This is a genomic window from Aquabacterium sp. G14 (assembly GCF_037482285.1).
In the GTDB taxonomy this organism is placed as follows: Bacteria; Pseudomonadota; Gammaproteobacteria; order Burkholderiales; family Burkholderiaceae_C; genus Aquabacterium.
The window spans coordinates 22,461-48,197 of sequence record NZ_JBBEYB010000007.1 but is presented as its reverse complement, the minus strand read 5'-3'; the positions used below and the strand labels follow the sequence as shown (position 1 = coordinate 48,197).

The following is a 25,737-nucleotide window of genomic DNA, read 5'->3' as shown; positions in this document are numbered from 1 at the left end:
CGTTCAGGGAGGGCCGATGGTCGTGGCCTCATCCCATTGCCAAGGCCAGCCGTTCAGCAACTGGCACCAGTCGGCATTCAGCCTGGGGTCCTGACAATCAGAGACCAGGTGCAGCCATTCACCCGTGACGGGGTGAGGCAGGCTCAACTGCTGTGCGTGTAGCCACAGCCGCTGTTGTTGTAGTTGCGTTGCCCACCATCGGTTGTGCGCTCCTTTGCCGTGCGTCGCATCACCAATGATGGGATGTGCCAAATGCTTGAGGTGACGCCGAATCTGATGGCGACGGCCCGTTTCCGGGTGGGCCTTGACCAAGGCGACACGGGTGCTAGGGTAGCGATCCACTGGCACGTCGATTTGCATCACAGCCAAACGCTGGAAGCACGTCACGGCTTGCTGGGGCTCGGTGTCCTGCGGTGCGTCATCTGGTTTCAGGGCGTGGTCGACCCTCACATGTGCCGGTGGCCAACCACGAACCATCGCCACGTAGCTTTTGCGCGGCAGACGTGTCTCGAACATGGCTGTCACGGCGCGTGCAGCCTCGGGGTCCAGGGCCATCAGCAGCACGCCTGATGTGCCTTTGTCCAGACGATGAACGGGATACACATGCTGGCCCAGTTGGTCGCGCAAGGTTTGCATGACAAAGCGGGTCTCATGTGCGTCCAGCCAAGTACGGTGGACCAGCCAACCAGCTGGCTTGTGCACTGCCACCAAGCGATCATCGCGCCATAGTATGTGCAGCGGCCCGTTCATCACGGTTTGGGGTGTGTCAAGGTCTGCCATCGCCCAGGCCATGCTGCTCGCACTCACCGTCGTCACAGTTGTCGCAATACCAGCGCCAACGGGGACTGCTGGCGGCGCGTAACTGGCGTTGAGGTGCATCCATCAGGTGCTCAATGGCTGAAAGCGCATGCTGCACTCGCGCGACACCCCGCCCTGCCACCACGTTGTAAGGAAGCTGATGTTGCTGCAAGGCCTGTCGGATGAGTTGATCAACCGGCTCCTGCGCATGTGGGCCGTCACGAATGGTGCCGTCGGCGGTCCATCCGAGGTCCAGCGAAGTCAGCAAGGTCAGGTCAGCCAGAGCATGATCACGTAGCGCAACCTCATACAGGCTACGGTCGTTGAAGATGTAGTCGCTGTAAATGGCTGTGATCAACGCAGTGGTGTCAGCCAACACCACGCTGTGGCGTTGGGCCGCCTCGTGAATGCGTCTCGACTGTTCCGCAGCGATGCCTGCCTGTTCGTGCTGAAGCGGCGTGCGCCTGTGCTGAATGCAGAAGTCACGCAGGGCTTCTGGGACCATCACGGCATCGATGCCGCGACCGGTGAGGACCCGCGTGACTTCTCGCGCCACCGTCGTCTTGCCGGTGCTTTCCGCACCCACCAGGGCGATCACATGAGAGCTCATGCGCGAGCCTTGCCATGGGCCGCCAGGCTCAGCCACTGCTGCCATCCCAGTAACGACAAGGCGGCAAAGATGCCATACAAGATGACCGTGAGCCAAAGCTCCTTGTACGCGAACAGTGCCATGCTGACCAGGTTGACGGCAAGCCAGCAGGGCCAGTTCTCCACCCATTTGCGGCCGAGTAACCACTGACCAATCAGACTGCCGGCCGTGGGCAAGGCATCTCCGTAAGGCACCGTCGAGTCGGTGATGTGATCAAGCAGCCAGCCCAGCAATGGCCACAAGATCAGCAGTGCCAGCAAACCTGCCCAGCGTCCACGCATGGAGAGCGATCGAACCTTCAGCGTCTGATTCTGGGCGTCGACGCCCCGCAACCACTGCCACCAGCCCCAAAAAGCCATGGCCACAAACACACCTTGGAGGCCTGCCTCGCCATACAAGCCGTAATGCGCAAACAAGATGCCGTACAACACGGAACTACCGATGGCCAAAGGCCAGCCCAGTGGGTTCACGCGCAAGTTGCAAGCGACCATCCACAGCGACAGGACAAAAGCGACGGCTTCCAGATAGCTGACCGGGACGCCCCAGGCAGTCCACCAAGGCTGCAGCAAGGGCTGAGCCCAGGCAATCCACCCGCTCAAAATGTCGGAGGTCAGCATCAGGGTTTGGAGGCTGCCGGGACTGGCGACACTTGCGGCAACTGGCTGGTCATCTGGACGTAGATCTCGTCAGGCTTGACCATACCCAACTCGGTGCGGGCCTTTTCTTCCACCATTTCCAGACCTTCTTGCAAATCACGCACTTCGGCGGCAAGTTGCTGATTGCGGGTCTGGGCTACAGCGTTGGCCTTTTGCTGTGCTTCGAGCTCTGTGCGCAGGGTCATGACACGCGGCACCCCACCCTTGCCGAACCAAAGTTCAGCATGCACCACAGCAAGCAAAGCCAAGAGGATCAGGGTTGCGACACGCATGTTCACATTATCCATGCAGCTGAGCATGAAAAACGGGGCCCTAAGGCCCCGTCAGGCTGCTGACAAACCCCGTCTTTTCAGGCCGGGTTTGTTGTTTATGGAGTCGCGAGCGCGAATCTGCTCGCTGAGCCTGTGATGCGCGTTTGGGGCGCGGCCTGCTCGATCTGCGCCAAGATGATGGCTGTGATCGTCTTGCTGAGCGCTTGCAGGGGCCATAGAAGCTGCGCCAGCAGCCTGGCGATCTTCTTGATGTTCTGCGCGGCCGCAGCCATCAGGCATTGCGCGCGCACTTTCTCCAGACCGCGGAATCGGGCATATCGGTGGCCATGCAACTCCTTGGCGTCTGCAAAGCTGCGCTCGACGGTCTCTTTTCTGCGCTCGTAGATCTTCTTGCCTTGTGGTGTCAGCCGATGGCCGTTGACTCGCTCTTTGGCGTCATCCCACACGTGGCGAACCAGCACCTTGGTGAAGTTGGCGCTCTTGGTGCATTGCCCCCTCAACGGACAGTCTCGACACTGATGGGGGTCTGATCGGTACTCCCTGTAACCCACTCGGTTGGTGGTGCGGTACGGCAGGAACTGCCCTTGCGGGCAGACATAGCCATCGCGCTGGGCGTCGTAGTGATACTCACGCTTGTAGAGGTAGCCATCTTGGTGATTGGGGCGGCGGTAACCGATGACCCCGTAAACACCCCGTTGCTCGAGTCCGTTGCAGATCATCGGCGTGAAGTAACCTGCATCAAGCCCCACTGCCAAGGGTGTGAGCCCAAAGCGCTCGCATTGACGATCCAGTCGCCCCAGATAGGGTTGGCTGTCGTGCACGTTGCCCGGTGTCACATGGGTATCGGTGATGAGCGCGTGGCGGCTGTCAACGGTACGGTGATCCAGGTAGAAGAAGCCTTGCGGTTTGCCCTCTCGGGTCATGTAACCCGCATCCTTGTCGCTCGTGCTGACCTTGATCTCTTTTGTCTGCACCACCTCGTCACGGGGCTTGAGTGGGGGCTTGCCATGCTGGGCTCGATCAACGTCAATGGCCGCATCGAGCTCTGCCAGGTAAGCCACGGGCTTTTGCTCGACCTCGTGCACCACGAAGCGGTTCTTGTTGGGGTCGTCTCAGAAAACGGAAAATAAAGCACGCTAAGGCATAGCCGAACCTGCCAAGCTTGCTCCACCCTGTAGTGACGCGATCAGCGGGCAGGAAACGTTCCCCCTTCGCGCATGGCAGGCGCACACCAACTCAGACAGCACGGCCTCCATGCGCGCCAGGTCAGCCATTTTCTCGCGCACGTCCTTGAGCTTGTGCTCGGCCAGACTGCTGGCTTCCTCGCAATGGGTGCCATCCTCCAGCCGCAGCAGCTCGGCGATCTCATCCAGGCTGAAGCCCAGCCGCTGGGCTGATTTCACGAAGCGCACCCGCGTTACATCCGCCTCGCCATAGCGGCGGATGCTGCCATAGGGCTTGTCAGGCTCCAGCAACAAGCCCTTGCGCTGATAGAAACGGATGGTCTCCACATTGACCCCGGCCGCCTTGGCGAAAACGCCAATGGTCAGGTTCTCCAAATTGTTTTCCATATCGCTTGACTCCGTACATGAGTACGGAAGTAAGGTTACGCTATCCAATTTCAATTCGAAAGGACAAGCGCATGTCTGAACCAAAAACCGGGCGCGGCGCGCTCTTCACTGGAGGGCTTGCCGCCATCCTCGCCTCGGCTTGCTGCCTCGGGCCGTTGGTTCTGATCGCCTTGGGGTTCAGCGGCGCTTGGATCGGCAACTTGGCGGTGTTGGAACCCTATCGCCCCATCTTTATCGGCGTGGCGCTGGTGGCGTTGTTCTTCGCCTGGCGGCGCATCTACCGGCAGGCAGCGGCCTGCAAACCGGGTGAGGTCTGCGCGATTCCCCAAGTGCGAGCTACTTACAAGCTCATTTTCTGGATCGTGGCCGCGCTGGTTCTGGTCGCGCTCGGATTTCCCTACGTCATGCCATTTTTCTACTGATCGGAGTTCACCATGAAGAAACTGTTTGCCTCCCTCGCCCTCGCCGCCGTTGTTGCCCCCGTCTGGGCCGCCACCCAGACCGTCACGCTGTCCGTACCGGGCATGACCTGCTCCGCCTGCCCGATCACTGTCAAGAAGGCGATTTCCAAGGTCGAAGGCGTCAGCAAAGTTGACGTGACTTTCGAGACACGCCAAGCGGTCGTCACCTTCGACGATGCCAAGACCAGCGTGCAGAAGCTGACCAAGGCAACCGCAGACGCGGGCTATCCGTCCAGCGTCAAGCAGTGAGTCACTGAAAACGGCACCGCAGCACAACGGACGTCATTGTCTGGCGCCACAAACGATAAAGGATCTGTTGCATGACCCATCTAAAAATCACCGGCATGACTTGCGACTCGTGCGCGGCGCACGTCAAGGAAGCGCTGGAAAAAGTGCCAGGCGTGCAGTCGGCGCTGGTGTCCTATCCGAAGGGCACAGCGCAACTCGCCATCGTGCCGGGCACATCGCCGGACGCGCTGACTGCCGCCGTGGCCGGACTGGGCTACAAGGCAACGCTAGCCGATGCGCCACTGGCGGACAACCGCGTCGGACTGCTCGACAAGGTGCGGGGATGGATGGCCGCCGCCGAAAAGCACAGTGGCAACGAGCCCCCGGTGCAGGTAGCGGTCATTGGCAGCGGTGGAGCCGCGATGGCGGCGGCGCTGAAGGCCGTCGAGCAAGGCGCGCAGGTCACGCTGATCGAGCGCGGCACCATCGGCGGCACCTGCGTCAATGTCGGCTGTGTGCCGTCCAAGATCATGATCCGCGCCGCCCACATCGCCCATCTGCGCCGGGAAAGCCCGTTCGATGGCGGTATTGCGGCAACTGTGCCTACGATTGACCGCAGTAAGCTGCTGGCCCAGCAGCAGGCCCGCGTCGACGAACTGCGGCACGCCAAGTACGAAGGCATCCTGGGCGGTAATCCGGCCATCACCGTTGTGCACGGTGAGGCGCGCTTCAAGGACGACCAGAGCCTTACCGTCCGTTTGAACGAGGGTGGCGAGCGCGTCGTGATGTTCGACCGCTGCCTGGTCGCCACGGGTGCCAGCCCGGCGGTCCCGCCGATTCCGGGCTTGAAAGAGTCACCCTACTGGACTTCCACCGAGGCCCTGGCGAGCGACACCATTCCCGAACGCCTTGCCGTAATCGGCTCGTCGGTGGTGGCGCTGGAGCTGGCGCAAGCCTTTGCCCGGCTGGGCAGCAAGGTCACGGTCCTGGCGCGCAATACCTTGTTCTTCCGTGAAGACCCGGCCATCGGCGAGGCGGTGACAGCCGCTTTCCGTGCCGAGGGCATCGAGGTGCTGGAGCACACGCAAGCCAGCCAGGTCGCCCATATGGACGGTGAATTCGTGCTGACCACCACGCACGGTGAATTGCGCGCCGACAAACTGCTGGTTGCCACCGGTCGGACACCGAACACGCGCAGCCTCGCGCTGGACGCAGCGGGGGTCACTGTCAATGCGCAAGGTGCCATCGTCATCGACCAAGGCATGCGCACGAGCAACCCGAACATCTACGCGGCCGGCGACTGCACCGACCAGCCGCAGTTCGTCTATGTGGCGGCAGCGGCCGGCACCCGTGCCGCGATCAACATGACCGGCGGCGATGCGGCGCTCGACCTGACCGCAATGCCGGCCGTGGTGTTCACCGATCCGCAAGTGGCGACCGTGGGCTACAGCGAGGCGGAAGCCCACCACGACGGGATCGAGACCGACAGCCGCACCTTGACCTTGGACAACGTGCCGCGTGCGCTCGCCAACTTCGACACACGCGGCTTCATCAAGTTGGTTATCGAGGAAGGCAGCCATCGGCTGATCGGCGTACAGGCGGTCGCGCCGGAAGCGGGTGAACTGATCCAGACGGCGGCTCTGGCCATTCGCAACCGCATGACGGTGCAGGAACTGGCCGACCAGTTGTTCCCCTACCTGACGATGGTCGAGGGGTTGAAGCTCGCGGCGCAGACCTTCAACAAGGATGTGAAGCAGCTTTCCTGCTGCGCCGGGTGAGAAAAAGGAGGTGTTCAATGAACGCCTACACGGTGTCCCGGCTGGCTCTTGATGCCGGGGTGAGCGTGCATATCGTGCGCGACTACCTGCTGCGCGGATTGCTGCGCCCGGTGGCGTGCACACCAGGCGGCTACGGCTTGTTCGATGACGCCGCCTTGCAACGGCTGTGCTTCGTGCGGGCGGCCTTCGAGGCGGGCATCGGCCTCGACGCGCTGGCGCGGCTGTGCCGGGCGCTGGATGCGGCGGACGGCGACGAAGCGGCCGCGCAGCTTGCCCTGCTGCGTCAGTTCGTCGAGCGTCGGCGCGAAGCGTTGGCCGATCTGGAAGTGCAGTTGGCCACCCTGCCGACCGAGCCGGCACAGCACGCGGAGAGTCTGCCATGAACAACCCCGAGCGCTTGCCGTCCGAGACGCACAAACCGATCACCGGCTACCTGTGGGGCGGACTGGCTGTGCTGACTTGCCCCTGCCACCTGCCCATCCTCGCTGTCGTGCTGGCCGGCACAACCGCCGGTGCTTTCCTCGGCGAGCATTGGGTCATCGCGGCGCTCGGTTTGACCGGCCTGTTCCTTCTGTCCCTGTCGCGGGCGTTGCGGGCATTCAGGGAAAGAGAATGAGCGCTTTCCGGCCGGATGGATGGACGACGCCGGAACTGGCCCAAGCGGTCGAGCGCGGGCAGCTTGAACTGCACTACCAGCCCGTCGTCGATCTGCGCAGTGGTGGGATTGTCGGCGCGGAAGCCCTGTTGCGCTGGCGTCATCCGACGCTTGGACTATTGCCACCGGGCCAGTTCCTGCCCGTGGTCGAATCGTCCGGCCTGATGCCTGAAATCGGCGCTTGGGTGCTGGGCGAAGCCTGCCGCCAGATGCGTGACTGGCGAATGCTGGCATGGCGACCGTTCCGGCTGGCCGTCAATGTTTCGGCGAGCCAAGTGGGACCGGACTTCGACGGGTGGGTAAAGGGCGTGCTGGCTGATGCCGAGTTGCCCGCCGAGTATCTCGAAATCGAGCTGACCGAATCGGTCGCGTTTGGTGATCCGGCGATCTTCCCCGCCCTGGACGCCTTGCGGCAGATCGGTGTGCGCTTCGCCGCCGATGACTTCGGGACGGGGTATTCCTGTCTGCAACATCTGAAGTGCTGCCCAATCAGCACGCTCAAGATCGACCAATCGTTTGTCGCCGGGCTCGCCAACGACCGCCGCGACCAAACCATCGTGCACACCGTGATTCAGCTTGCGCACGGGCTGGGCATGGATGTGGTGGCTGAAGGCGTGGAAACATCGGCGAGTCTTGATCTATTGCGACAAGCGGACTGCGACACAGGACAAGGCTTCCTGTTCGCGAAGCCAATGCCGGCGGCGGCATTCGCCGTCTTCGTCAGTCAATGGAGGGGTGCCACCATGAATGCAAGTGACTCGACCACCACCAGTTGCTGCGTGTGCTGCAAGGAAATCCCGCTCGATGCCGCCTTCACCCCGGAAGGCGCGGAATACGTCGAGCACTTCTGCGGGTTGGAGTGTTATCAACGCTTCGAAGCGCGTGCCAAGACAGGGAACGAAACCGATGCCGATCCGAACGCCTGCGACTCGCTACCGTCAGATTGAGGCATACCCTAACTTGGCGTCAGACCATCCGGCGCTAAATCGTCAGAATAGAGTTGCCTTCCGAATTGATTGACATACGCCGTCAAGGGTCATAGATTTCTTCCTGACACATTTCCCTCAGGAGGATACCTTGCACGGTCAGCGCATCGGTTACGTCCGCGTCAGCAGCTTCGACCAGAACCCAGAACGGCAGCTCGAACAGATCCAGGTGGATAAAGTGTTCACCGACAAGGCGTCGGGCAAGGACACACGGCGGCCCGAACTGGAACGGCTGCTCGCCTTCGTGCGCGAAGGCGACACGGTCGTGGTGCACAGCATGGATCGTCTGGCGCGCAACCTCGACGACCTGCGCCGCCTGGTGCAGGGCCTCACCCAGCGCGGCGTACGCATCGAGTTCCTTAAGGAGCATTTGACCTTCACCGGCGAGGACTCGCCGATGGCGAACCTGATGCTGTCGGTAATGGGCGCGTTCGCCGAGTTCGAACGCGCCTTGATCCGCGAGCGGCAGCGCGAGGGCATCGCGCTCGCCAAGCAGCGCGGGGCCTACCGTGGCAGGAAGAAATCCCTGTCGTCTGAGCGTATTGCCGAACTGCGCCAACGTGTCGAGGCTGGCGAGCAAAAGACCAAGCTGGCTCGTGAATTCGGAATCAGTCGCGAAACCCTGTATCAATACTTGAGAACGGATCAGTAAATATGCCACGTCGTTCAATCCTGTCCGCCGCCGAGCGCGAAAGCCTGCTGGCGTTGCCGGACACCAAGGATGAGTTGATCCGTCACTACACGTTCAGCGAAACCGACCTCTCCATCATCCGGCAGCGGCGCGGCCCGGCCAACCGGCTGGGCTTCGCCGTGCAGCTCTGTTACCTGCGCTTTCCTGGTGTCATCCTGGGCGTCGATGAGCCGCCGTTTCCGCCCTTGTTGAAACTGGTCGCCGACCAGCTCAAGGTCAGCGTCGAAAGCTGGGACGAATACGGGCAGCGGGAGCAGACCCGGCGCGAGCACCTGGTCGAACTGCAAACGGTGTTCGGCTTCCAGCCCTTTACCATGGGCCACTACCGGCAGGCCGTCCAGTTGCTGACCGAGATGGCCTTGCAGACCGACAAGGGCATCGTGCTGGCCAGCACCTTGATCGAGCACCTGCGGCAGCAGTCGGTCATTCTGCCTGCCCTCAACGCCGTCGAGCGGGCGAGCGCCGAAGCAATCACCCGAGCCAACCGGCGCATCTACGATGCCTTGGCCGAACCGCTGTCGGACGCGCATCGCCGCCGCCTCGACGATCTGCTCAAGCGTCGGGACAACGGCAAAACGACCTGGCTGGCCTGGCTGCGCCAATCGCCCGTCAAACCGAATTCGCGGCACATGCTGGAACACATCGAACGCCTCAAAGCGTGGCAGGCGCTCGACCTGCCTTCTGGCATCGAGCGGTCGGTGCACCAGAACCGCCTGCTCAAGATCGCCCGTGAGGGTGGCCAGATGACGCCCGCCGACCTGGCCAAGTTCGAGGCGCAGCGACGCTATGCCACCCTGGTGGCGCTTGCCATCGAGGGCATGGCCACCGTCACCGACGAAATCATCGACCTGCACGACCGCATCCTGGGCAAGCTGTTCAACGCCGCCAAGAACAAGCATCAGCAGCAATTCCAGGCGTCCGGCAAGGCGATCAACGCCAAGGTGCGGCTGTTCGGCCGCATCGGCCAGGCGCTGATCGAGGCCAAGCAGGCGGGCCGCGATCCGTTCGCCGCCATCGAGGCCGTCATGTCCTGGGATGCCTTCGCCGAGAGCGTCACCGAAGCGCAGAAGCTTGCGCAGCCCGAGGACTTCGATTTCCTGCACCGCATCGGCGAAAGCTACGCCACGCTGCGCCGCTACGCGCCGGAATTCCTTGCCGTGCTCAAGCTGCGGGCCGCTCCCGCCGCGAAGGACGTGCTCGACGCCATCGAGGTGCTGCGCGGCATGAACAGCGACAACGCCCGCAAGGTGCCCGCCGACGCGCCGACCGAGTTCATCAAGCCGCGCTGGCAGAAGCTGGTCATGACCGACACCGGCATCGACCGGCGCTACTACGAACTGTGCGCGCTGTCGGAGATGAAGAACGCGTTGCGTTCCGGCGACATCTGGGTGCAGGGGTCGCGCCAGTTCAAGGACTTCGAGGACTACCTGGTGCCGCCCGCGAAATTCGCCAGCCTCAAGCAGGCCAGCGAATTGCCGCTGGCCGTGGCCACCGACTGCAACCGGTACCTGAACGACCGGCTGACGCTGCTGGAAACACAGCTTGCCACCGTCAACCGTATGGCGACGGCCAACGAGCTGCCGGACGCCATCATCACCGAGTCAGGCTTGAAGATCACGCCGCTCGACGCGGCGGTACCCGACACCGCCCAAGCGCTGATCGACCAGACGGCAATGATCCTGCCGCACGTCAAGATCACCGAACTGCTGCTGGAGGTGGACGAATGGACGGGCTTCACTCGGCATTTCGCGCATCTGAAATCGGGCGACCCGGCCAAAGACAAGAACCTGTTGCTGACCACGATCCTCGCCGACGCGATCAACCTGGGCCTGACCAAGATGGCGGAGTCTTGCCCCGGCACGACCTACGCCAAGCTGGCTTGGCTGCAAGCCTGGCACATCCGCGACGAAACCTACGGGGCGGCGCTGGCCGATCTGGTCAACGCACAGTTCCGCCATCCCTTCGCCGAGCACTGGGGCGACGGCACCACCTCATCGTCGGACGGCCAGAACTTCCGCACCGGCAGCAAGGCCGAGAGCACCGGCCACATCAACCCGAAATACGGGAGCAGCCCAGGGCGGACGTTCTACACCCACATTTCTGACCAGTACGCGCCATTTCACACCAAGGTCGTGAACGTCGGCGTGCGCGATTCGACCTACGTGCTCGACGGCCTGCTGTACCACGAGTCCGACTTGCGGATCGAGGAGCATTACACCGACACGGCGGGCTTCACCGATCACGTCTTCGCCCTGATGCACCTCCTGGGCTTCCGCTTCGCGCCGCGCATCCGCGACCTGGGCGACACCAAGCTCTACATCCCGAAGGGCGACGCCGCCTATGACGCGCTGAAACCCATGATCGGCGGCACGCTCAACATCAAGCACGTCCGCGCCCATTGGGACGAAATCCTGCGGCTGGCCACCTCGATCAAGCAGGGCACGGTGACGGCCTCCCTGATGCTCCGAAAGCTCGGCAGCTACCCACGCCAGAACGGCCTGGCCGTGGCGCTCCGCGAGCTGGGCCGCATCGAGCGCACGCTGTTCATCCTGGACTGGCTGCAAAGCGTGGAACTGCGCCGCCGCGTGCATGCCGGCCTGAACAAGGGCGAGGCGCGCAATGCGCTGGCCAGGGCAGTGTTTTTCAACCGCCTGGGTGAAATCCGCGACCGCAGTTTCGAGCAGCAGCGCTACCGGGCTAGCGGCCTCAATCTGGTAACGGCTGCCGTCGTGTTGTGGAACACGGTCTATCTGGAACGGGCTGCGCACGCGCTGCGTGGCAACGGCCATGCCGTTGATGACGCGCTGTTGCAGTACCTGTCGCCGCTCGGTTGGGAGCACATCAACCTCACCGGCGATTACCTCTGGCGCAGCAGCGCCAAGATCGGCGCGGGCAAGTTCAGGCCGCTACGACCGCTGCAACCGGCTTAGCGTGCTTTATTTTCCGTTTTCTGAGGCGACCCCTTGTTGGCGTTGGCCTTGAGGTGCGTGCTGTCGCTGTAGAGCACTTGCCCGCCGATCAGGCCATGCTCGATCGCCTGCGCGACGATCGCATCAAAGATGTCCTGCTCAATGCCGGTGCCCGCAAAACGGCGGCGCCGGTTTTGCGAGAGGGTCGATGCATCGGGTACGCGCTCGGTCAGGTTCAAGCCGACAAACCAGCGGTAAGCCACATTGACCTGGATCTCTTGCATGAGCCTGCGCTCAGAGCGCACCCCGAACAGGTAGCCGATCAGCAGCATTTTGAACAAGGCCACCGGATCGAGGGCAGGTCGGCCGTTGTCGCTGCAGTACAGGTGTTCGGTCCTGGCTCGAATGAAGCTGAAGTCAATGTGGCGGTCAATCAATCGCAGCAAGTGGTCCTTGGGAACCAACTCCTCGATCGTGACCATCTCCAGTTCACTCTGCTTGGGATGCGATGGCTTGAGCATCCCGAAATTCAAACACAAAGTCCCCGACCAGCGGGGACTTTGTCAGCAGTCTGACGGGGCCCTAAGGCCCCGTTGGTGAGTGCTGTACCTCTGCTGGGAGGCTCAGGCGGCGCGAACCGAGATCAGCGCAGGTTGTAGAAAGCGCTGCGGCCAGGGTACACAGCCACGTCACCCAGGTCTTCTTCGATGCGCAGGAGCTGGTTGTACTTGCTCATGCGATCCGAACGGCTCATCGAACCGGTCTTGATCTGGCCAGCATTCAGGCCCACCGCGATGTCGGAGATCGTGTTGTCTTCGGTTTCGCCCGAGCGGTGCGAGATCACGGCGGTGTAGCCAGCGCGCTTGGCCATTTCGATGGCGGCGAACGTTTCGGTCAGGGTGCCGATCTGGTTGATCTTGATGAGGATCGAGTTGGCGATGTCCTTCTCGATGCCTTCTTTCAGGATCTTGGTGTTGGTCACGAACAGGTCGTCACCCACCAGCTGAACCTTCTTACCCAGACGCTCGGTCAGGTGCTTCCAGCCATCCCAGTCGCCCTCGGCCATGGCGTCTTCGATCGAGATGATGGGGTACTTGTCGCACCAGGTGGCCAACATGTCGGTCCACTGTTCGGCGGTCAGGGTCAGGCCCTCGCCTTCCAGGTGGTACTTGCCGTCCTTGTAGAACTCGGAAGCGGCGCAGTCCAGGCCCAGGGCGATCTGTTCACCAGCGGTGTAGCCGGCGGCTTCGATGGCTTGCAGGATCAGCTGGATGGCTTCTTCGTGGCTGGCCACGGAAGGAGCGAAACCGCCTTCATCGCCCACAGCAGTGCTGATGTGCTTGTCGTGCAGGATCTTCTTGAGGGCGTGGAAGACTTCGGCGCCGTAACGCAGGGCTTCACGGAAAGTGGGCGCGCCCACCGGCAGGATCATGAATTCCTGCAGGTCGAGGTTGTTGTTGGCGTGTGCGCCACCGTTGATGACGTTCATCATCGGCACGGGCAGTTGCACGGCGCCCATGCCGCCGAAGTAGCGGTACAGGGGCAGGCCGGCTTCTTCAGCGGCAGCACGGGCCACGGCCATCGACACGGCCAGCATTGCGTTGGCGCCCAGGCGGCCCTTGTTTTCGGTGCCGTCGAGGTCGATCAGGGTCTTGTCCAGGAAGGCTTGCTCGGAAGCGTCCAGGCCCAGCACGGCTTCGGCGATTTCGGTGTTGATGTGCTCAACGGCCTTCAGCACGCCCTTGCCCAGGTAGCGGCTCTTGTCGCCATCACGCAGCTCGATCGCTTCGCGCGAACCGGTGGAGGCGCCCGACGGCACGGCAGCACGGCCCATGACGCCGCTTTCCAGCAGGACGTCGCATTCGACGGTGGGGTTACCGCGGCTGTCGATCACTTCGCGGCCGATGATGTCAACGATGGCGCTCATCTGGGATTCCTCAAAAGATAGATAGTTTGAAAAGCGAAAAGGCGGCTCGCTTTTGCAGGCCGCCGATTGTATGGGGTCAGTTGAAGTTGGCTTCCAGGAAGCCGTTCTTCTTGGTGACGCGGTCGAGTTCGACCAGCGTCGACAGCAGCGCCTTCATGTGCTTGAGCGGGACGGCGTTCGGGCCGTCGGACATCGCACAGGCGGGATCCGGGTGGGTCTCCATGAAGAGACCAGCCACGCCCACGGCCACACCGGCACGCGCCAGCACGGGCACGAACTCGCGCTGACCGCCCGACGATGTGCCCTGCCCGCCCGGCAACTGCACCGAGTGGGTCACGTCGAACACGACGGGGGCGTTGGTCTCGCGCATGATGGCCAGCGAGCGCATGTCGGACACCAGGTTGTTGTAGCCAAAGCTGGCGCCACGCTCGCAGGCCATGAAATTGTCGTCGTTCAGCCCGGCAGCGCGCGCAGCGGCACGGGCCTTGTCGATGACGTTCTTCATGTCGCCCGGGGCCAGGAACTGACCCTTCTTGATGTTCACTGGCTTGCCGCACTGCGCGACCGCGTGGATGAAATCGGTCTGGCGGCACAGGAAAGCCGGCGTCTGCAGCACATCGACCACGGCGGCCACGGCCGGGATCTCGGCCTCAGAGTGCACGTCGGTCAGGATGGGTACATTCAGCTCGCGCTTGACCTTGGCCAGGATCTCCAGACCCTTTTCCATGCCCGGGCCACGGAAGGACGTGCCGCTGGAGCGGTTGGCCTTGTCGTAGCTCGACTTGAAGATGAACGGGATGCCCAGCTCGGATGTGATTTCCTTGAGCGTGCCGGCGGTGTCCATCTGCAACTGCTCGGACTCGACCACGCAGGGGCCGGCGATCAGAAAGAAGGGGTGGTTCAGGCCAACGTCAAAGCCACAGAGTTTCATGGTCAGTATCCTTCAGCGATGCTCTCGCGATGCGTGGCCGATCAGGCCTTCTTGACGGCGGCCTGATGGTCCAGCGCAGCCTTGATGTAGGCGATGAACAGCGGGTGTCCGTCCCATGGCGTCGACTTGAACTCGGGGTGGAACTGCACACCGACGTACCAGGGGTGAGCCGTCTTGGGCAGCTCGATCATCTCGGTCAGCTTCTCGCGCTGGGTGATGGCCGAGATGACCAGACCGGCTTCGCGCAGCTTGTCGAGATAACGCTCGTTGGCCTCATAACGGTGGCGGTGACGCTCGCTCACCACGGGGCCGTAGATGTCGTGGGCGATGGTGCCCGGGGCGACGTCAGAGCTTTGGGCGCCCAGACGCATGGTGCCACCCAGGTCGGACGAGGCATCGCGCTTTTGTACGGTACCGTCTGCATCCAGCCACTCGTCGATCAGGGCGATGACAGGGTGAGGGGTGTTGGGCTCAAACTCGGTGGAGTTGGCATCGGTCAGGCCGGCCTTGTGGCGGGCGTACTCGATGGTGGCCACCTGCATACCCAGGCAGATGCCCAGGTAAGGGATGCCGTTTTCACGCGCAAACTGGGCTGCGCAGATCTTGCCTTCCACGCCGCGCTTGCCGAAGCCGCCGGGTACCAGGATGGCGTCGTACTGAGCCAGGGCGCTGACGGTGTCGGGGTTGAGCGTCTCTGAATCGACGTATTCGATCTGGACGCGCACGTGGTTGTGGATACCTGCATGACGCAGCGCCTCGTTGAGCGACTTGTACGAGTCCGACAGGTCGGTGTACTTGCCGCACATGGCGATGGTGACGGTGCCTTGCGGATGCTCGACCTCGTGCACCAGTTTGTCCCAACGAGACAGGTCGGCCGGCTTGGTCTGCAGTTGCAGCTTGGCGCAAATCAGGTTGTCCAGGCCCTGCTCGTGCAGCATGCGCGGCACCTTGTAGATGGTGTCGGCGTCCCACACTGAGATCACGCCGGACTCGGGCACGTTGGTGAACAGCGAGATCTTTTCGCGTTCGTCAGCCGGGATGGCGCGGTCAGCACGGCAGAGCAGCGCATCAGGCTGGATGCCGATTTCGCGCATCTTCTGCACGGTGTGCTGGGTGGGCTTGGTTTTCAGCTCGCCTGCGGCCGCGATGAAGGGCACGTAGGTCAGGTGCACGAAGGCGGCGTTGCTCGGGCCGACCTTCAGGCTCAGCTGACGGGCAGCTTCCATGAAAGGCAGTGACTCGATATCGCCAACGGTGCCGCCGATTTCCACGATGGCCACGTCGACAGCATCGGGCGTGCCGACGCCCGCGCCACGGCGCACGTAGTCCTGGATCTCGTTGGTGATGTGGGGGATGACCTGAACGGTCTTGCCCAGGTAATCACCACGGCGTTCCTTTTCAAGAACGCTCATGTAGATCTGGCCGGTGGTGAAGTTATTGGCCTTCTTCATCCGCGTGGTGATGAAGCGCTCGTAGTGGCCCAGATCGAGGTCGGTTTCAGCGCCGTCTTCGGTCACGAAGACTTCGCCGTGTTGGAACGGCGACATCGTGCCCGGATCGACGTTGATGTACGGATCCAGCTTGATCAGGGTGACTTTGAGGCCACGGGATTCGAGGATGGCGGCCAGTGACGCAGCGGCGATGCCCTTACCGAGTGAGGACACCACACCGCCGGTGACGAAGACAAACTTGGTCATGTGCGCATAAGCGTTCGTCTTGACGAGGAACGCTGCGGTGGTAAAGAGGCATTATAGGTGCTTTGGGCTGCTGCCCGACGTGGATTGGTGCACGGAATTGGTTCCGGGGGGCTCATGCGTCAGCGCATAATCCGCGCCAGATCGCGGAGCCCTTCTGGCTCCAGTCAGGAGAGTCCGTGTTGTTCTTGTTGCGCATGTTGTTGCTGGCCGTGCACTTTGTGATCGCCAGTGTGGTGGGCTTGCTGATTGGCCTGTGTCGCCCATTCAACCCAGACAACAGCCGCTTGTGTGCTCGGGTCTACGCGGTTCCCGCCATGTGGATTCTGGGGCTGCGGGTCAAGTTGGAAGACGACACCGTGCGGGACCATGTGCGCTCGGCCGTGATCGTCGCCAACCACATCTCCAACTATGACCTGATGGTGTTTGGCTTGACGGTGCCTCGCCGCACGGTGAGCCTGGGCAAGAAGAGCCTGAAATGGATCCCGCTGTTTGGTCAGCTTTATTGGCTGGCGGGCAATGTGCTGGTCGATCGTGGCAACGCGGTGCAGGCCAAAAAAGCGATGCTGACCACGACCGACACCCTGCAGCACAAGGACATGTCGCTGTGGGTGTTTGCCGAAGGCACTCGGGGGCATGGCAAGGGCCTGCAGCCCTTCAAGAAAGGTGCTTTCCTGATGGCCATCAACGCCGGCGTTCCCATCATCCCGATTTGCAGCAACAACTATGTGCGTGGGATGAAACTGAATCGCTGGCACAGCGGCAACATCATCATCCGCTCCTTGCCACCGATCCCGACAACAGGTCTGAGCATCGATGATGTCCCGAAGCTTCTCGCCGACTGCCATGCTCGCATGGCGGCCTGTATCGACGAGTTGGACCGAGAGGCCGGGACCACGAAGCGCTGAGCGTCAGTGGTTCACGTCCTCAGCCGTTGGGGCCGGCAATCTTGTTGAGCGGATTCATCGCCTGAGATTGCTGCGCTACGGCTGGTGTCTGGACGCCATTGGCGTCTTTGTCCCAGGTGGGGTCAGGGATGGAGTCGAACACATCGCGCAGCCGTTGACCCCAGCTCGAGCGGATCATGCGGAAGTAGGCGTTGGACTCGTCGATGTTGATGACCTGGTTGGCCTGAAGGGAGTTGGCCTCGTAGACCATCAGGTCCAGCGGCAGTCCCACCGACAGGTTGGACTTCAGCGTGGAGTCCATCGAGATCAGTGCGCATTTGGCCGCTTCCTGCAGGGGCGTATCGGGGGTGACGACGCGGTCGATCACCGGCTTGCCGTACTTGGATTCACCGATCTGGAAGTAGCAGACGCCATCGATGCCGGCCTCGACGAAGTTGCCGGCCGCGTAGACGTTGAACAGGCGCATGGTCTCGCCCTGGATCTGTCCGCCGATGATCAAGTTGCAGTTGAAGTCGATGCCGTGCTTTTTGAGTGCATCGGCATCGCGTGCGTGTACCTTGCGCACTGCGCTGCCGACGATGCGCGCGACATCGAACATGCTTTTGGCGTTCCAGATGGTGATCGCCTCACCCTGTGGGCCTTCGATCGTTTCGCTGCCCAGCACCTGTTTCACCGCCTGGGTGATGGCCAGGTTGCCGGCCGACAGGAGCACGAGCACACGATCACCTTCGCGCTCGTAAATGGTCATCTTGCGGAAGGTGCTGATCTGATCGAGCCCCGCATTGGTGCGTGAATCGGACAGGAAGACAAGGCCGGCATTGAGCCGCATGGCCACACAGTAGGTCATGACGAAATCACCGATTTGAGTTTGTAAAGTGCATCCAGGGCTTCACGAGGGGTCAAGGCATCCGGGTCGATGCTCGCCAGCAAGGACAAGGTTTGTGCCTCGGCCGGGGTCATCGCTTCTCCCGCGTTGTCAGCAAGGAGCGGGCCACCCTGGGCCGCAAGCGCATCCAGATCGAGGCCAGGTGCTTCCACCTGGGCGAACAGGTCGATCTGGTCATCGGATTGACGCTGATGTGCCTCCAGGGATTCCAGCGTCGAACGCGCTTGTCTGATCACGGAATGGGGCATGCCAGCGAGGCGGGCCACCTGAACCCCATAGCTGCGGCTGGCCGGGCCGTGTTGCAACTCGTGCAGGAAGATGATGTCGTCGCCCGCTTCGGCCACGCCCACGTGCATGTTGAGTGCGCGCGGCAGCTTTTCCGGCAATGTGGTCAGCTCGAAATAGTGGGTGGCGAACAAGGTGAAGGACTTGTTCTTGTCGTGCAGGTGGCTGGCGATGGCACCGGCCAGGGCCAGGCCGTCGAAGGTGGAGGTGCCACGCCCCACTTCGTCCATCAGCACCAGGGACTGCTCGGTGGCCGCGTGCACAATGGCAGCGGCTTCGGTCATCTCCACCATGAAGGTGGACTGGGCGTTGGCCAGGTCGTCGGCCGCGCCGATGCGGGTGTGGATGGCGTCGATGGGGCCGAGGCGACACGACGCGGCCGGCACGTAGGAGCCCACAGCGGCCAGCAGCACGATCAGGGCGACCTGACGCATGAAGGTCGATTTACCGCCCATGTTCGGGCCGGTGACGATCATCATGCGGCGGTTGACGTCGAAACGGCAGTCGTTGGGGATGAAGGCGGCGCCACCAGTTTCCATCAGGCGGGCTTCGACCACCGGATGGCGGCCCTTCTCGATCTCGATGCCGGGATGGATGCTGAACTCGGGACGGGTCCAGCCCAGGGTGGCAGCGCGTTCGGCCAAGGCAGCCAGCGCATCCAGCGACGACAGGGCACGGCCCAAGGCGCCCAGCGGGGCGATGTGGGCCTGCAGGAAGTCGATCAACTGCTCGAACAGGAACTTCTCGCGGGCCAATGCACGCTCCTGCGCAGACAGGGCCTTGTCTTCGAAGGCTTTGAGCTCCGGGGTGATGAAGCGCTCGGCGTTCTTGAGGGTCTGGCGGCGTTGGTAGTCCAGCGGCACCTTGTCGACCTGGCCCTGTGTGACCTCGATGTAGAAGCCATGCACCTTGTTGAACTGCACGCGCAGGTTCGGGATGCCGGTGCGGGCGCGTTCGCGGGTTTCCAACTCCAGCAGGAAAGCGTCGCAGTTTTCGGAGATGGCGCGCAGTTCGTCCAGATCCGGGTCGAAGCCGGTGGCGATGACGCCACCATCGCGTACCAGAACGGCGGGCGTCTCCATCAGCATGGCCTGCAGGCGCTGGGCGATGAGCGCGTCAGGCTGCAAGGCGGTGTGCAGTTGGGCGAGCAAGGGTGCGCCATCGGGCACGCGTTCGCGCAGCAGCGGCAGGCCCAACAAGGTATCGCGCAAGCCAGCCAGCTCGCGCGGGCGTACCTGACGCAGGGCGATGCGGGCAGTGATGCGCTCGACATCGCTCATCTGGCGCAGGGCTTCCCGCAGCGCGTCGTAGCCCTGGTCGTGTTGCGCAGGTGTCAGCAGGCAGGCGATGGCGTCGTGCCGTGCCGTGGCCGTGGCACGGTCGCGCTGCGGTTGGGTCAGCCATTGGCGCAAAGCGCGACTGCCCATGCCGGTGCGGCAGGTGTCCAGCAGCGACAACAAGGTGGGCGAGTCTTCACCTCGCAGCGTCTGGGTCAGCTCCAGGTTGCGCAGCGTGGCGGGCGGCAGGTCGAGCAGCTCGGAGCTGCGAGGAACCTCCAGCGAGCTGACGTGGGACAGCGCCCTGCCCTGCGTATGCTCGGCATAGCTCAGCAAGGCCGCCGCCGCGGCGTGGGCCAGGGTGAGGTCTTGTGCGCCATAGCCTTGCAGGGTGCTGACTTGCAGTTGCTCGCACAGCTTGCGCAGACCCAGGCCGCTGTCGAACTGCCAGGTGGGCCGGCTGGTCATGGCCACGCTGCGCGTGCTTTGGGTCAGCAGGGGCTGGAGGGTGGCAGGCACGCGCTCGCGGTCAAACAGAATTTCGGCGGGCTGCAAGCGGGCCAGCCAGCTGGCGAGTTCACGTTCCGTGCATTCGGTGGCGCCCAGCTTGCCGCTGGACAGACCCAACCACGCCAGCCCGCAGGGCACCGCGTGCTCGGCATGGCGACCACGCTTGCTCATGACCACGGCCAGCAGCAATGCATCGGCGCGTTCGCTGAGCAACTCGGTGTCGGTGAGCGTGCCGGGCGTGACGACCCGCACCACCTTGCGCTCGACCGGGCCTTTGCTGGCACCCACCTCGCCCACCTGCTCGGCAATCGCCACCGATTCGCCCAGCTTGATCAGCTTGGACAAATAGGTGTCCAGCGCATGAAAGGGCACCCCCGCCATCACGATGGGCTCACCGGCCGACTGGCCGCGCACCGTCAGCGTGATGTCGATCAGGCGGTTGACCTTGCGGGCATCGTCGTAGAACAGCTCGTAAAAGTCACCCATGCGGTAGAACACCAGGGTGTCCGGGTGCTCGGCCTTGATGCGCAGGTACTGCTGCATCATGGGCGTATGGCCAGAAAAGTCCTGCGCGGGAGAAACGGTGCGTGCTTGGTCCATGGGGCGATCAAAGGCGCGCCAATGCGCCTGGGCCGAAAGTGTATGTCAGCGCTGCCGGCCAGCGACGGGCAAGAAAAAAGGGCCTTGCGGCCCTTTGTGACGACGGCGGTCGCGGCGCTCAGAAAGGTGCGGCGTCCTTGTCGCCACGGTCTTCGGCGGCCTTGGCCGCGGCCGTGATGCGCGTGCGCTTGGGCTTGTCTTCACCGTTGGCGGCCAGCTTGGCAGCCTGGGCGGCGTCTTCGGCTTCCTGCAGCGAGGCGATCAGAGCGTCGTCTTCCGGATCGCTTTCATCCTCTTCCTCAGCAGCGCCGTCCAGCGGGCTGACTTCCTCAGGGATGACGCGGGTGTACTGTGCCAGCGTCTTGACGAGTTGGCCGTAGATGCGGGGCGTGCCCGCCACGATTTCGCGCTGGTACATGAAGTCGGGTTCGCCCGTGAAGTTGCCGACCAGACCACCGGCCTCGGTGATGATCAGCGAGCCTGCGGCGATGTCCCATGGGCTCAGGCCGGTCTCGAAGAAACCGTCGTAGTAGCCCGCGGCGACGTAGCAGAGGTCCAGCGAAGCCGCACCCGGGCGACGCAGGCCGGCGCACTGCACCATGACGTCCTCGAACATCTTCATGTAGCGTTGGAAGTTGTCGCCTTTGCGGAAGGGGAAGCCCGTGCCGATCAGGGCTTCGAGCATGCGTGTGCGCTTGGACACACGGATGCGGCGGTCGTTCAGGTAGGCGCCCTTGCCACGCGAGGCGTAGAACAGGTCGTTGCGGCTGGGGTCGTACACCACGGCTTGCTGCACCTGGCCGCGGAACGCCAAGGCGATGGACACCGCGTAAACGGGCAGGCCATGGATGAAGTTCGTGGTGCCGTCGAGCGGATCGATGATCCAGACGAAGTCACTGTCTTTGGCACCATGGGCACGCCCCGACTCTTCCGCCAGGATGCCGTGGCCGGGATAGGCCTCGAGCAAGGTGGCGATGATCACGTCTTCTGCTGCCTTGTCCACCTCGGTCACGAAGTCGTTGTGCGACTTGGCGACCACTTGGAGGCGCTCGATGTCGAGCGATGCCCGGTTGATGATCGCCCCGGCTGCGCGGGCAGCTTTGATGGCGATATTGAGCATGGGATGCAGGGTTTGCGACATGGTTTGACCTTGGAAACCGGGCCGACAAACGGACCGGGTAAGCAGTTGACCACCGCGCACAGACAAGCTGTTCGCAAGCGGGAAGGGGCGCAGCGGTGATCAAAGAGCGAGGGGAAACGATAATTCTATAGAAGGCCCGTATTTTTTGCATCCCCTTTTTCACGGACTCCCCCTGCGTCATGACCGAATCCACCACAGACCCCACCCGTTTCATCCTGATCGGCACCAGCCATCCAGGCAATGTGGGGGCCACCGCGCGGGCGATGAAGGTGATGGGCTTTTCTGATCTGGTGCTGGTGCGGCCCCGCTTTGCGGACGTGCTGATCCAGGAAGAGACCGTGGCCATGGCCAGCGGTGCGGCCGACATCCTGGTGCGCGCCCGCATCGTGGACACCCTGGCGGAGGCGCTGGATGGCGTGACGTATGCGATTGGCACAGCGATGACGCCGCGCGACTTCGGCCCCCCTACCCTCACGCCGCGGGAAGGTCTGGCGGCGCTGGCCAAGCAGGAGCCGGCACAGCGCGTGGGCTTCGTGTTCGGGAGCGAGCGCTATGGCATGGCCAATGAAGACGTGTACCGCTGCCACGCGGTGTTGAGCATTCCCACCAACCCGGATTACGGCTCCTTGAACCTGTCGCAGGCTGTGCAGTTGCTGTCCTACGAGTGGCGCCAGGCCTTGGGCGGCTTTCCGGTGCAGTCGCGCACGCCCAGCCCGGATCTGGCCGACGGCAAGGCCGTTCAAGGTGCTTTGCAACACTGGGAGCAGGCCTTGGTTGCATTGGACTTTCTCGACCCCAAGGCGCCCAAGAAGCTCATGCCCCGCCTGAACCAGTTGCTCAACCGCGCGGAGTTGCGTCAGGAGGAGATCCATGTGCTGCGCGGCATGGCCAAGGCCATTCTGGACCGATGCAGAGATTGATGCGCGGCACCTGGTGTTGCCCTTTTTGATGCGAAACAAGGAGCCCGGCGACGGCTGCCCCTTCACCGTGCGATGTTTCTGCCGCCCGCTACACTGGCAGACCCTGATACGAAAAACAAATAAGCCACCTCATGCTCTTCGCCAGACTGCGAGAAGATGTTGCCTGCATCCTGGAACGTGACCCCGCGGCACGCACCGCCTGGGAGGTGCTGACCTGTTATCCCGGCTTGCACGCCCTCACCTTCCACCGTGGCGCACACTGGTGCTGGACGCATGGTTTGAAGTGGCTCGGGCGCTGGATCTCGCACTGGTCGCGCTTTTTCACGGGCATCGAAATCCACCCCGGCGCGCAGATCGGCCGCCGCGTGTTCATCGACCACGGCATGGGCGTGGTCGTGGGTGAGACCGCTATCGTGGGCGATGACTGCACCATTTACCAGGGCGTGACCCTGGGTGGCACGTCCTTGAGCAAAGGCACCAAGCGCCACCCGACGCTGGGCAAGGGCGTGATCGTCGGCGCCAATGCGCAGGTGCTCGGTGGCTTCACGGTGGGCGACGGTGCCCGCGTGGGCTCGAACGCCGTGGTGACCAAAGAGGTGCCTGCAGGTGCCACGGCCGTGGGCAACCCCGCGCGCATCATCGTCAAGCAAGCGGTGGTCGATGAAAAGCAGGCCGAGCGTGAGGCCGCTGCTGCCCGCATGGGCTTCTCGGCCTATGGCATGACCGGCGGTGACGACCCCTTGTCGCAAGCGCTGCGAGGCCTGATCGACCACGCCGCTGGGCACGAGCACCAGATCACCCAGCTGTGGCGCGCAATTGAAAAGCTGGCCGACTGTGCCCAGACCCAGGCCGGACGCGACTGCATGCCCGACGATGCGCAAAAGACCGAGCGCTTTGACGCGGACGGGCTCAACAAGCTGGTGTGAAGCGCAGCCGGCTGAATCGGGCGGCTCAATGGCAACGGGGTCCATCAGGACCCCGTTTTGTTTGGTGCGGGCAAGTTATCGCTTGCCGATGGCGCCGTTGCGCCACTGCGCCGATCAGGCCAGCAGGTAGCCGCCGTCCACGTTCAGACAAGTGCCCGTGGTGTAACTGGCCGCGTCCGAAGCAAGGTACAGCGCCGCGCCGGCCATCTCCGACGGGTCTGCCACACGGTTCATCGGCGTGTGCGCCATGACCATCTTCAAGATGGCATCGTTGGTGGTCAAGGCCGAAGCGAACTTGGTGTCCGTTGCACCTGGCAGGATGGCGTTCACGCGCACCTTCATCGGGGCGCACTCCTTGGCGAAGGCGTGCGTCATCGAGATCACCGCGGCCTTGGTGATGGAGTAGATGCCCTGGGCCATGCCTGGAATCACACCATTGACCGAGGCGATGTTGATGATCGAGCCGCCGCCGTTCTTGTGCATGAGCTTGGCACCGGCCGAGCACATGAAGAAGTAGCCGCGGATGTTCACATCCACCGTCTTCTGGAAAGCACTCAGATCGGTGTCGGTGATGTGGCCGAAGTAGGGATTGGTCGCGGCGTTGTTGACGAGGATGTCGAGGCGACCAAACTGCTGTTCGATGGCCTTGAACGTCGCGTCGATCTGCTCCATCTCGCCCACGTGGCAGGCCAGGACCGAGGCCTTGCCACCGGCTTCGCGGATGGAGGCCGCTACGGCTTCGCAGGGCTCGGCCTTGCGGCTGGAAATGATGACGTGCGCGCCGTGGGCGGCCAGCAGGCGGGCGATGGCCTCACCGATGCCGCGGCTGGAGCCTGTGACCAGGGCAATCTTGCCAGATAGATCGAACGTATTGGGGATGCTCATTTTGGGAATCTCAGGATGCGATGAAATGGCAGGACGCGGGGTTCACAGGGCCGATTTGGCGATGATGCCCAGACAGCGTTGTTCCAGGTACTTCACGAAGGGGCCGAAGGTCGCAAACACCGGGTTGCGGGCATTGCCTTCCTTGAAGCGCTTGTAGATCTGCTGGGCGATGCCCGCCAGGCGGAACAGGCCATACACCGTGTAGAAGTCGAAGTTCGCGACGCTGAAGCCGGTCTTCTCACCGTAGTAGCGGATCACTTCCTCACGGGTCAGCATGCCGGGCGCATTGGTCGGCTGGCGACGCGAGCCCTGCATGAACTTGTCGTCATCTGCCTGCACCCAGTACGCCAGCGAGCTGCCCAGGTCCATCAGCGGGTCGCCCAGGGTGGCCATTTCCCAGTCCAGCACGCCGATCACCTTGAGCGGATCGTTCACGTCCAGCACGACGTTATCGAAGCGGAAGTCGTTGTGGATCAGGCTGATCGCCACTTCCTGCTGGGGCTGCTTGTCATGCAGCCATTGCATGACCACTTCGAAATCACCGACGTCGTCGGTGCGCGCGGCACGGTAACGCTTGCTCCAGCCTTCGACCTGACGCGCAACATAACCTTCGCCCTTGCCCAGGCTGTCCAGGCCGGCGGCCTTGGGGTCGAGCTTGTGCAGGTCGATCAGGGTGTCGAGCACGTTCAGGCAAAGCTGGCGGGTCTTGGCTTCGTCCAGGCCCAACTCGGGCTGCAGGTTCTGGCGGGGAATGACGCCCACCAGGCGCTCCATCACATAGAACGGCGCACCGATGACATCCGTGTCTTCGCAGATGGCGAAGATCTCGGGCACCTTGGGGTACACGGGCTTGAGTTGGCGCATGATCACCGCCTCGCGCACCACATCGTGGGCAGACTTGGCGATGTGGCCGAACGGTGGGCGGCGCAGGATGAGATCCTGGTTGGCATAGTGCACCAGATAGGTCAGGTTGGACGCGCCACCGGGGAACTGTTGCAGCTCGGGCTCGCCCTGCAGGTCCAGGCCCTGCGCCTTCAGGTAGGCCGTGACTTTTGCCAGGTCCACCTCTTCGCCGGCGCGTACCTGGCCGGCATGGTCGATCAGTGTGTCGTTCTTGACGTCGCTCATGGGCGGGGGTCTCCTCTTTGGATCAAGGAGTGTAGAAAGCCGCCCTCAATGAATCAAATGAATTA

General features: G+C 62.8%; 24 protein-coding genes and 2 pseudogenes. 11 read left to right on the top strand and 15 right to left on the bottom strand.

Going from position 1 to position 25,737, the window contains the following annotated elements:
• Positions 1-3: 3 nt before the first annotated feature.
• The 6 genes and pseudogenes from WIT60_RS09315 to merR form a co-directional block, all read right to left on the bottom strand.
• Complete coding sequence (locus WIT60_RS09315) at positions 4-780, bottom strand: pseudouridine synthase (protein WP_339583659.1); 777 nt, start codon at positions 778-780, stop codon at positions 4-6.
• On the bottom strand, positions 767-1,408 hold the full coding sequence (locus tag WIT60_RS09310) for an AAA family ATPase (RefSeq protein ID WP_339583658.1): 642 nt from the start codon (positions 1,406-1,408) through the stop codon (positions 767-769). The genes WIT60_RS09315 and WIT60_RS09310 overlap by 14 nt, the downstream gene beginning before the upstream one ends.
• Positions 1,405-2,064 (bottom strand): nicotinamide riboside transporter PnuC, encoded by a 660-nt coding sequence (gene pnuC / locus WIT60_RS09305; protein ID WP_339583657.1) that lies wholly within the window; start codon positions 2,062-2,064, stop codon positions 1,405-1,407. The genes WIT60_RS09310 and pnuC overlap by 4 nt, the downstream gene beginning before the upstream one ends.
• A complete protein-coding gene (ftsB, locus tag WIT60_RS09300; protein WP_339583656.1) occupies positions 2,064-2,375 on the bottom strand; it encodes a cell division protein FtsB in 312 nt (103 codons plus the stop codon). Before ftsB ends, pnuC begins: the two co-directional genes overlap by 1 nt.
• A 95-nt stretch (positions 2,376-2,470) precedes the next feature.
• Positions 2,471-3,478: pseudogene (locus tag WIT60_RS09295) on the bottom strand (IS1182 family transposase); the annotation flags it as partial.
• 33 nt (positions 3,479-3,511) lie between these two features.
• Entirely contained in the window at positions 3,512-3,946 is a 435-nt protein-coding gene (gene merR, locus WIT60_RS09290; protein WP_003131969.1) for a mercury resistance transcriptional regulator MerR, read from the bottom strand.
• Positions 3,947-4,017: 71 nt separating this feature from the next.
• On the opposite strand from merR, the gene merT reads away from it, so the two are divergent.
• From merT to WIT60_RS09245, 8 genes are all read left to right on the top strand, one after another.
• Entirely contained in the window at positions 4,018-4,368 is a 351-nt protein-coding gene (gene merT, locus WIT60_RS09285; RefSeq protein ID WP_003131974.1) for a mercuric ion transporter MerT, read from the top strand.
• Positions 4,369-4,380: 12 nt separating this feature from the next.
• Positions 4,381-4,656, top strand: a complete 276-nt coding sequence (gene merP / locus WIT60_RS09280) for a mercury resistance system periplasmic binding protein MerP (RefSeq protein ID WP_003131987.1) — start codon at positions 4,381-4,383, stop codon at positions 4,654-4,656.
• Positions 4,657-4,727: 71 nt separating this feature from the next.
• The gene (gene merA / locus WIT60_RS09275) at positions 4,728-6,413 is read left to right on the top strand and encodes a mercury(II) reductase (protein WP_003156770.1); all 1,686 of its coding nucleotides are present in this window, start codon (positions 4,728-4,730) and stop codon (positions 6,411-6,413) included.
• Positions 6,414-6,430: 17 nt separating this feature from the next.
• Positions 6,431-6,796: a mercury resistance co-regulator MerD gene (gene merD, locus WIT60_RS09270; protein WP_000995360.1), complete on the top strand. Its 366-nt coding sequence runs from the start codon at positions 6,431-6,433 to the stop codon at positions 6,794-6,796.
• Positions 6,793-7,029 (top strand): broad-spectrum mercury transporter MerE, encoded by a 237-nt coding sequence (merE, locus tag WIT60_RS09265; protein ID WP_003132004.1) that lies wholly within the window; start codon positions 6,793-6,795, stop codon positions 7,027-7,029. Before merD ends, merE begins: the two co-directional genes overlap by 4 nt.
• Positions 7,026-8,015, top strand: a complete 990-nt coding sequence (locus tag WIT60_RS09260) for a DUF3330 domain-containing protein (protein WP_003132006.1) — start codon at positions 7,026-7,028, stop codon at positions 8,013-8,015. Before merE ends, WIT60_RS09260 begins: the two co-directional genes overlap by 4 nt.
• A 130-nt stretch (positions 8,016-8,145) precedes the next feature.
• Complete coding sequence (locus WIT60_RS09250) at positions 8,146-8,706, top strand: recombinase family protein (RefSeq protein WP_003124096.1); 561 nt, start codon at positions 8,146-8,148, stop codon at positions 8,704-8,706.
• 2 nt (positions 8,707-8,708) lie between these two features.
• A complete protein-coding gene (locus tag WIT60_RS09245; protein WP_001138070.1) occupies positions 8,709-11,675 on the top strand; it encodes a Tn3 family transposase in 2,967 nt (988 codons plus the stop codon).
• Positions 11,676-11,704: 29 nt separating this feature from the next.
• Here the strand turns inward: WIT60_RS09245 and WIT60_RS09240 are convergent.
• The 4 genes and pseudogenes from WIT60_RS09240 to pyrG form a co-directional block, all read right to left on the bottom strand.
• Positions 11,705-12,175, bottom strand: a pseudogene (locus WIT60_RS09240) (transposase); the annotation flags it as partial.
• 122 nt (positions 12,176-12,297) lie between these two features.
• The gene (gene eno, locus WIT60_RS09235; RefSeq protein ID WP_339583655.1) at positions 12,298-13,581 is read right to left on the bottom strand and encodes a phosphopyruvate hydratase; all 1,284 of its coding nucleotides are present in this window, start codon (positions 13,579-13,581) and stop codon (positions 12,298-12,300) included.
• A gap of 76 nt (positions 13,582-13,657) precedes the next feature.
• On the bottom strand, positions 13,658-14,512 hold the full coding sequence (gene kdsA / locus WIT60_RS09230; RefSeq protein WP_339583654.1) for a 3-deoxy-8-phosphooctulonate synthase: 855 nt from the start codon (positions 14,510-14,512) through the stop codon (positions 13,658-13,660).
• Positions 14,513-14,553: 41 nt separating this feature from the next.
• Positions 14,554-16,209 carry a CTP synthase gene (gene pyrG / locus WIT60_RS09225; protein WP_339583653.1) on the bottom strand — a complete coding sequence of 552 codons (1,656 nt, stop codon included), beginning with the start codon at positions 16,207-16,209 and terminating at the stop codon, positions 14,554-14,556.
• A 176-nt stretch (positions 16,210-16,385) separates the two neighbouring features.
• Here pyrG and WIT60_RS09220 point away from each other — a divergent pair, with 176 nt between their 5' ends.
• Positions 16,386-17,114 (top strand): lysophospholipid acyltransferase family protein, encoded by a 729-nt coding sequence (locus tag WIT60_RS09220; protein ID WP_339583652.1) that lies wholly within the window; start codon positions 16,386-16,388, stop codon positions 17,112-17,114.
• 19 nt (positions 17,115-17,133) lie between these two features.
• On the opposite strand, the gene WIT60_RS09215 is transcribed toward WIT60_RS09220, so the two are convergent.
• The 3 genes from WIT60_RS09215 to WIT60_RS09205 all read right to left on the bottom strand — a co-directional run bounded on the left by WIT60_RS09215 (position 17,134) and on the right by WIT60_RS09205 (position 21,813).
• Positions 17,134-17,961 (bottom strand): proteasome-type protease, encoded by an 828-nt coding sequence (locus WIT60_RS09215; RefSeq protein WP_339583651.1) that lies wholly within the window; start codon positions 17,959-17,961, stop codon positions 17,134-17,136.
• A complete protein-coding gene (gene mutS, locus WIT60_RS09210; protein ID WP_339583650.1) occupies positions 17,958-20,672 on the bottom strand; it encodes a DNA mismatch repair protein MutS in 2,715 nt (904 codons plus the stop codon). Before mutS ends, WIT60_RS09215 begins: the two co-directional genes overlap by 4 nt.
• 118 nt (positions 20,673-20,790) lie before the next feature.
• Positions 20,791-21,813, bottom strand: a complete 1,023-nt coding sequence (locus WIT60_RS09205) for an inositol monophosphatase family protein (protein WP_339583649.1) — start codon at positions 21,811-21,813, stop codon at positions 20,791-20,793.
• A gap of 179 nt (positions 21,814-21,992) precedes the next feature.
• On the opposite strand from WIT60_RS09205, the gene WIT60_RS09200 reads away from it, so the two are divergent.
• Together WIT60_RS09200 and cysE are read left to right on the top strand one after the other, a co-directional pair.
• On the top strand, positions 21,993-22,733 hold the full coding sequence (locus WIT60_RS09200) for an RNA methyltransferase (RefSeq protein WP_339583648.1): 741 nt from the start codon (positions 21,993-21,995) through the stop codon (positions 22,731-22,733).
• Positions 22,734-22,864: 131 nt separating this feature from the next.
• Positions 22,865-23,659: a serine O-acetyltransferase gene (gene cysE, locus WIT60_RS09195; protein ID WP_339583647.1), complete on the top strand. Its 795-nt coding sequence runs from the start codon at positions 22,865-22,867 to the stop codon at positions 23,657-23,659.
• 114 nt (positions 23,660-23,773) lie between these two features.
• Here cysE and WIT60_RS09190 read toward each other — a convergent pair whose 3' ends face one another.
• Complete coding sequence (locus WIT60_RS09190; RefSeq protein ID WP_339583646.1) at positions 23,774-24,544, bottom strand: SDR family oxidoreductase; 771 nt, start codon at positions 24,542-24,544, stop codon at positions 23,774-23,776.
• A 42-nt stretch (positions 24,545-24,586) separates the two neighbouring features.
• Complete coding sequence (locus tag WIT60_RS09185) at positions 24,587-25,672, bottom strand: phosphotransferase family protein (RefSeq protein WP_339583645.1); 1,086 nt, start codon at positions 25,670-25,672, stop codon at positions 24,587-24,589.
• Positions 25,673-25,737: the final 65 nt, after the last annotated feature.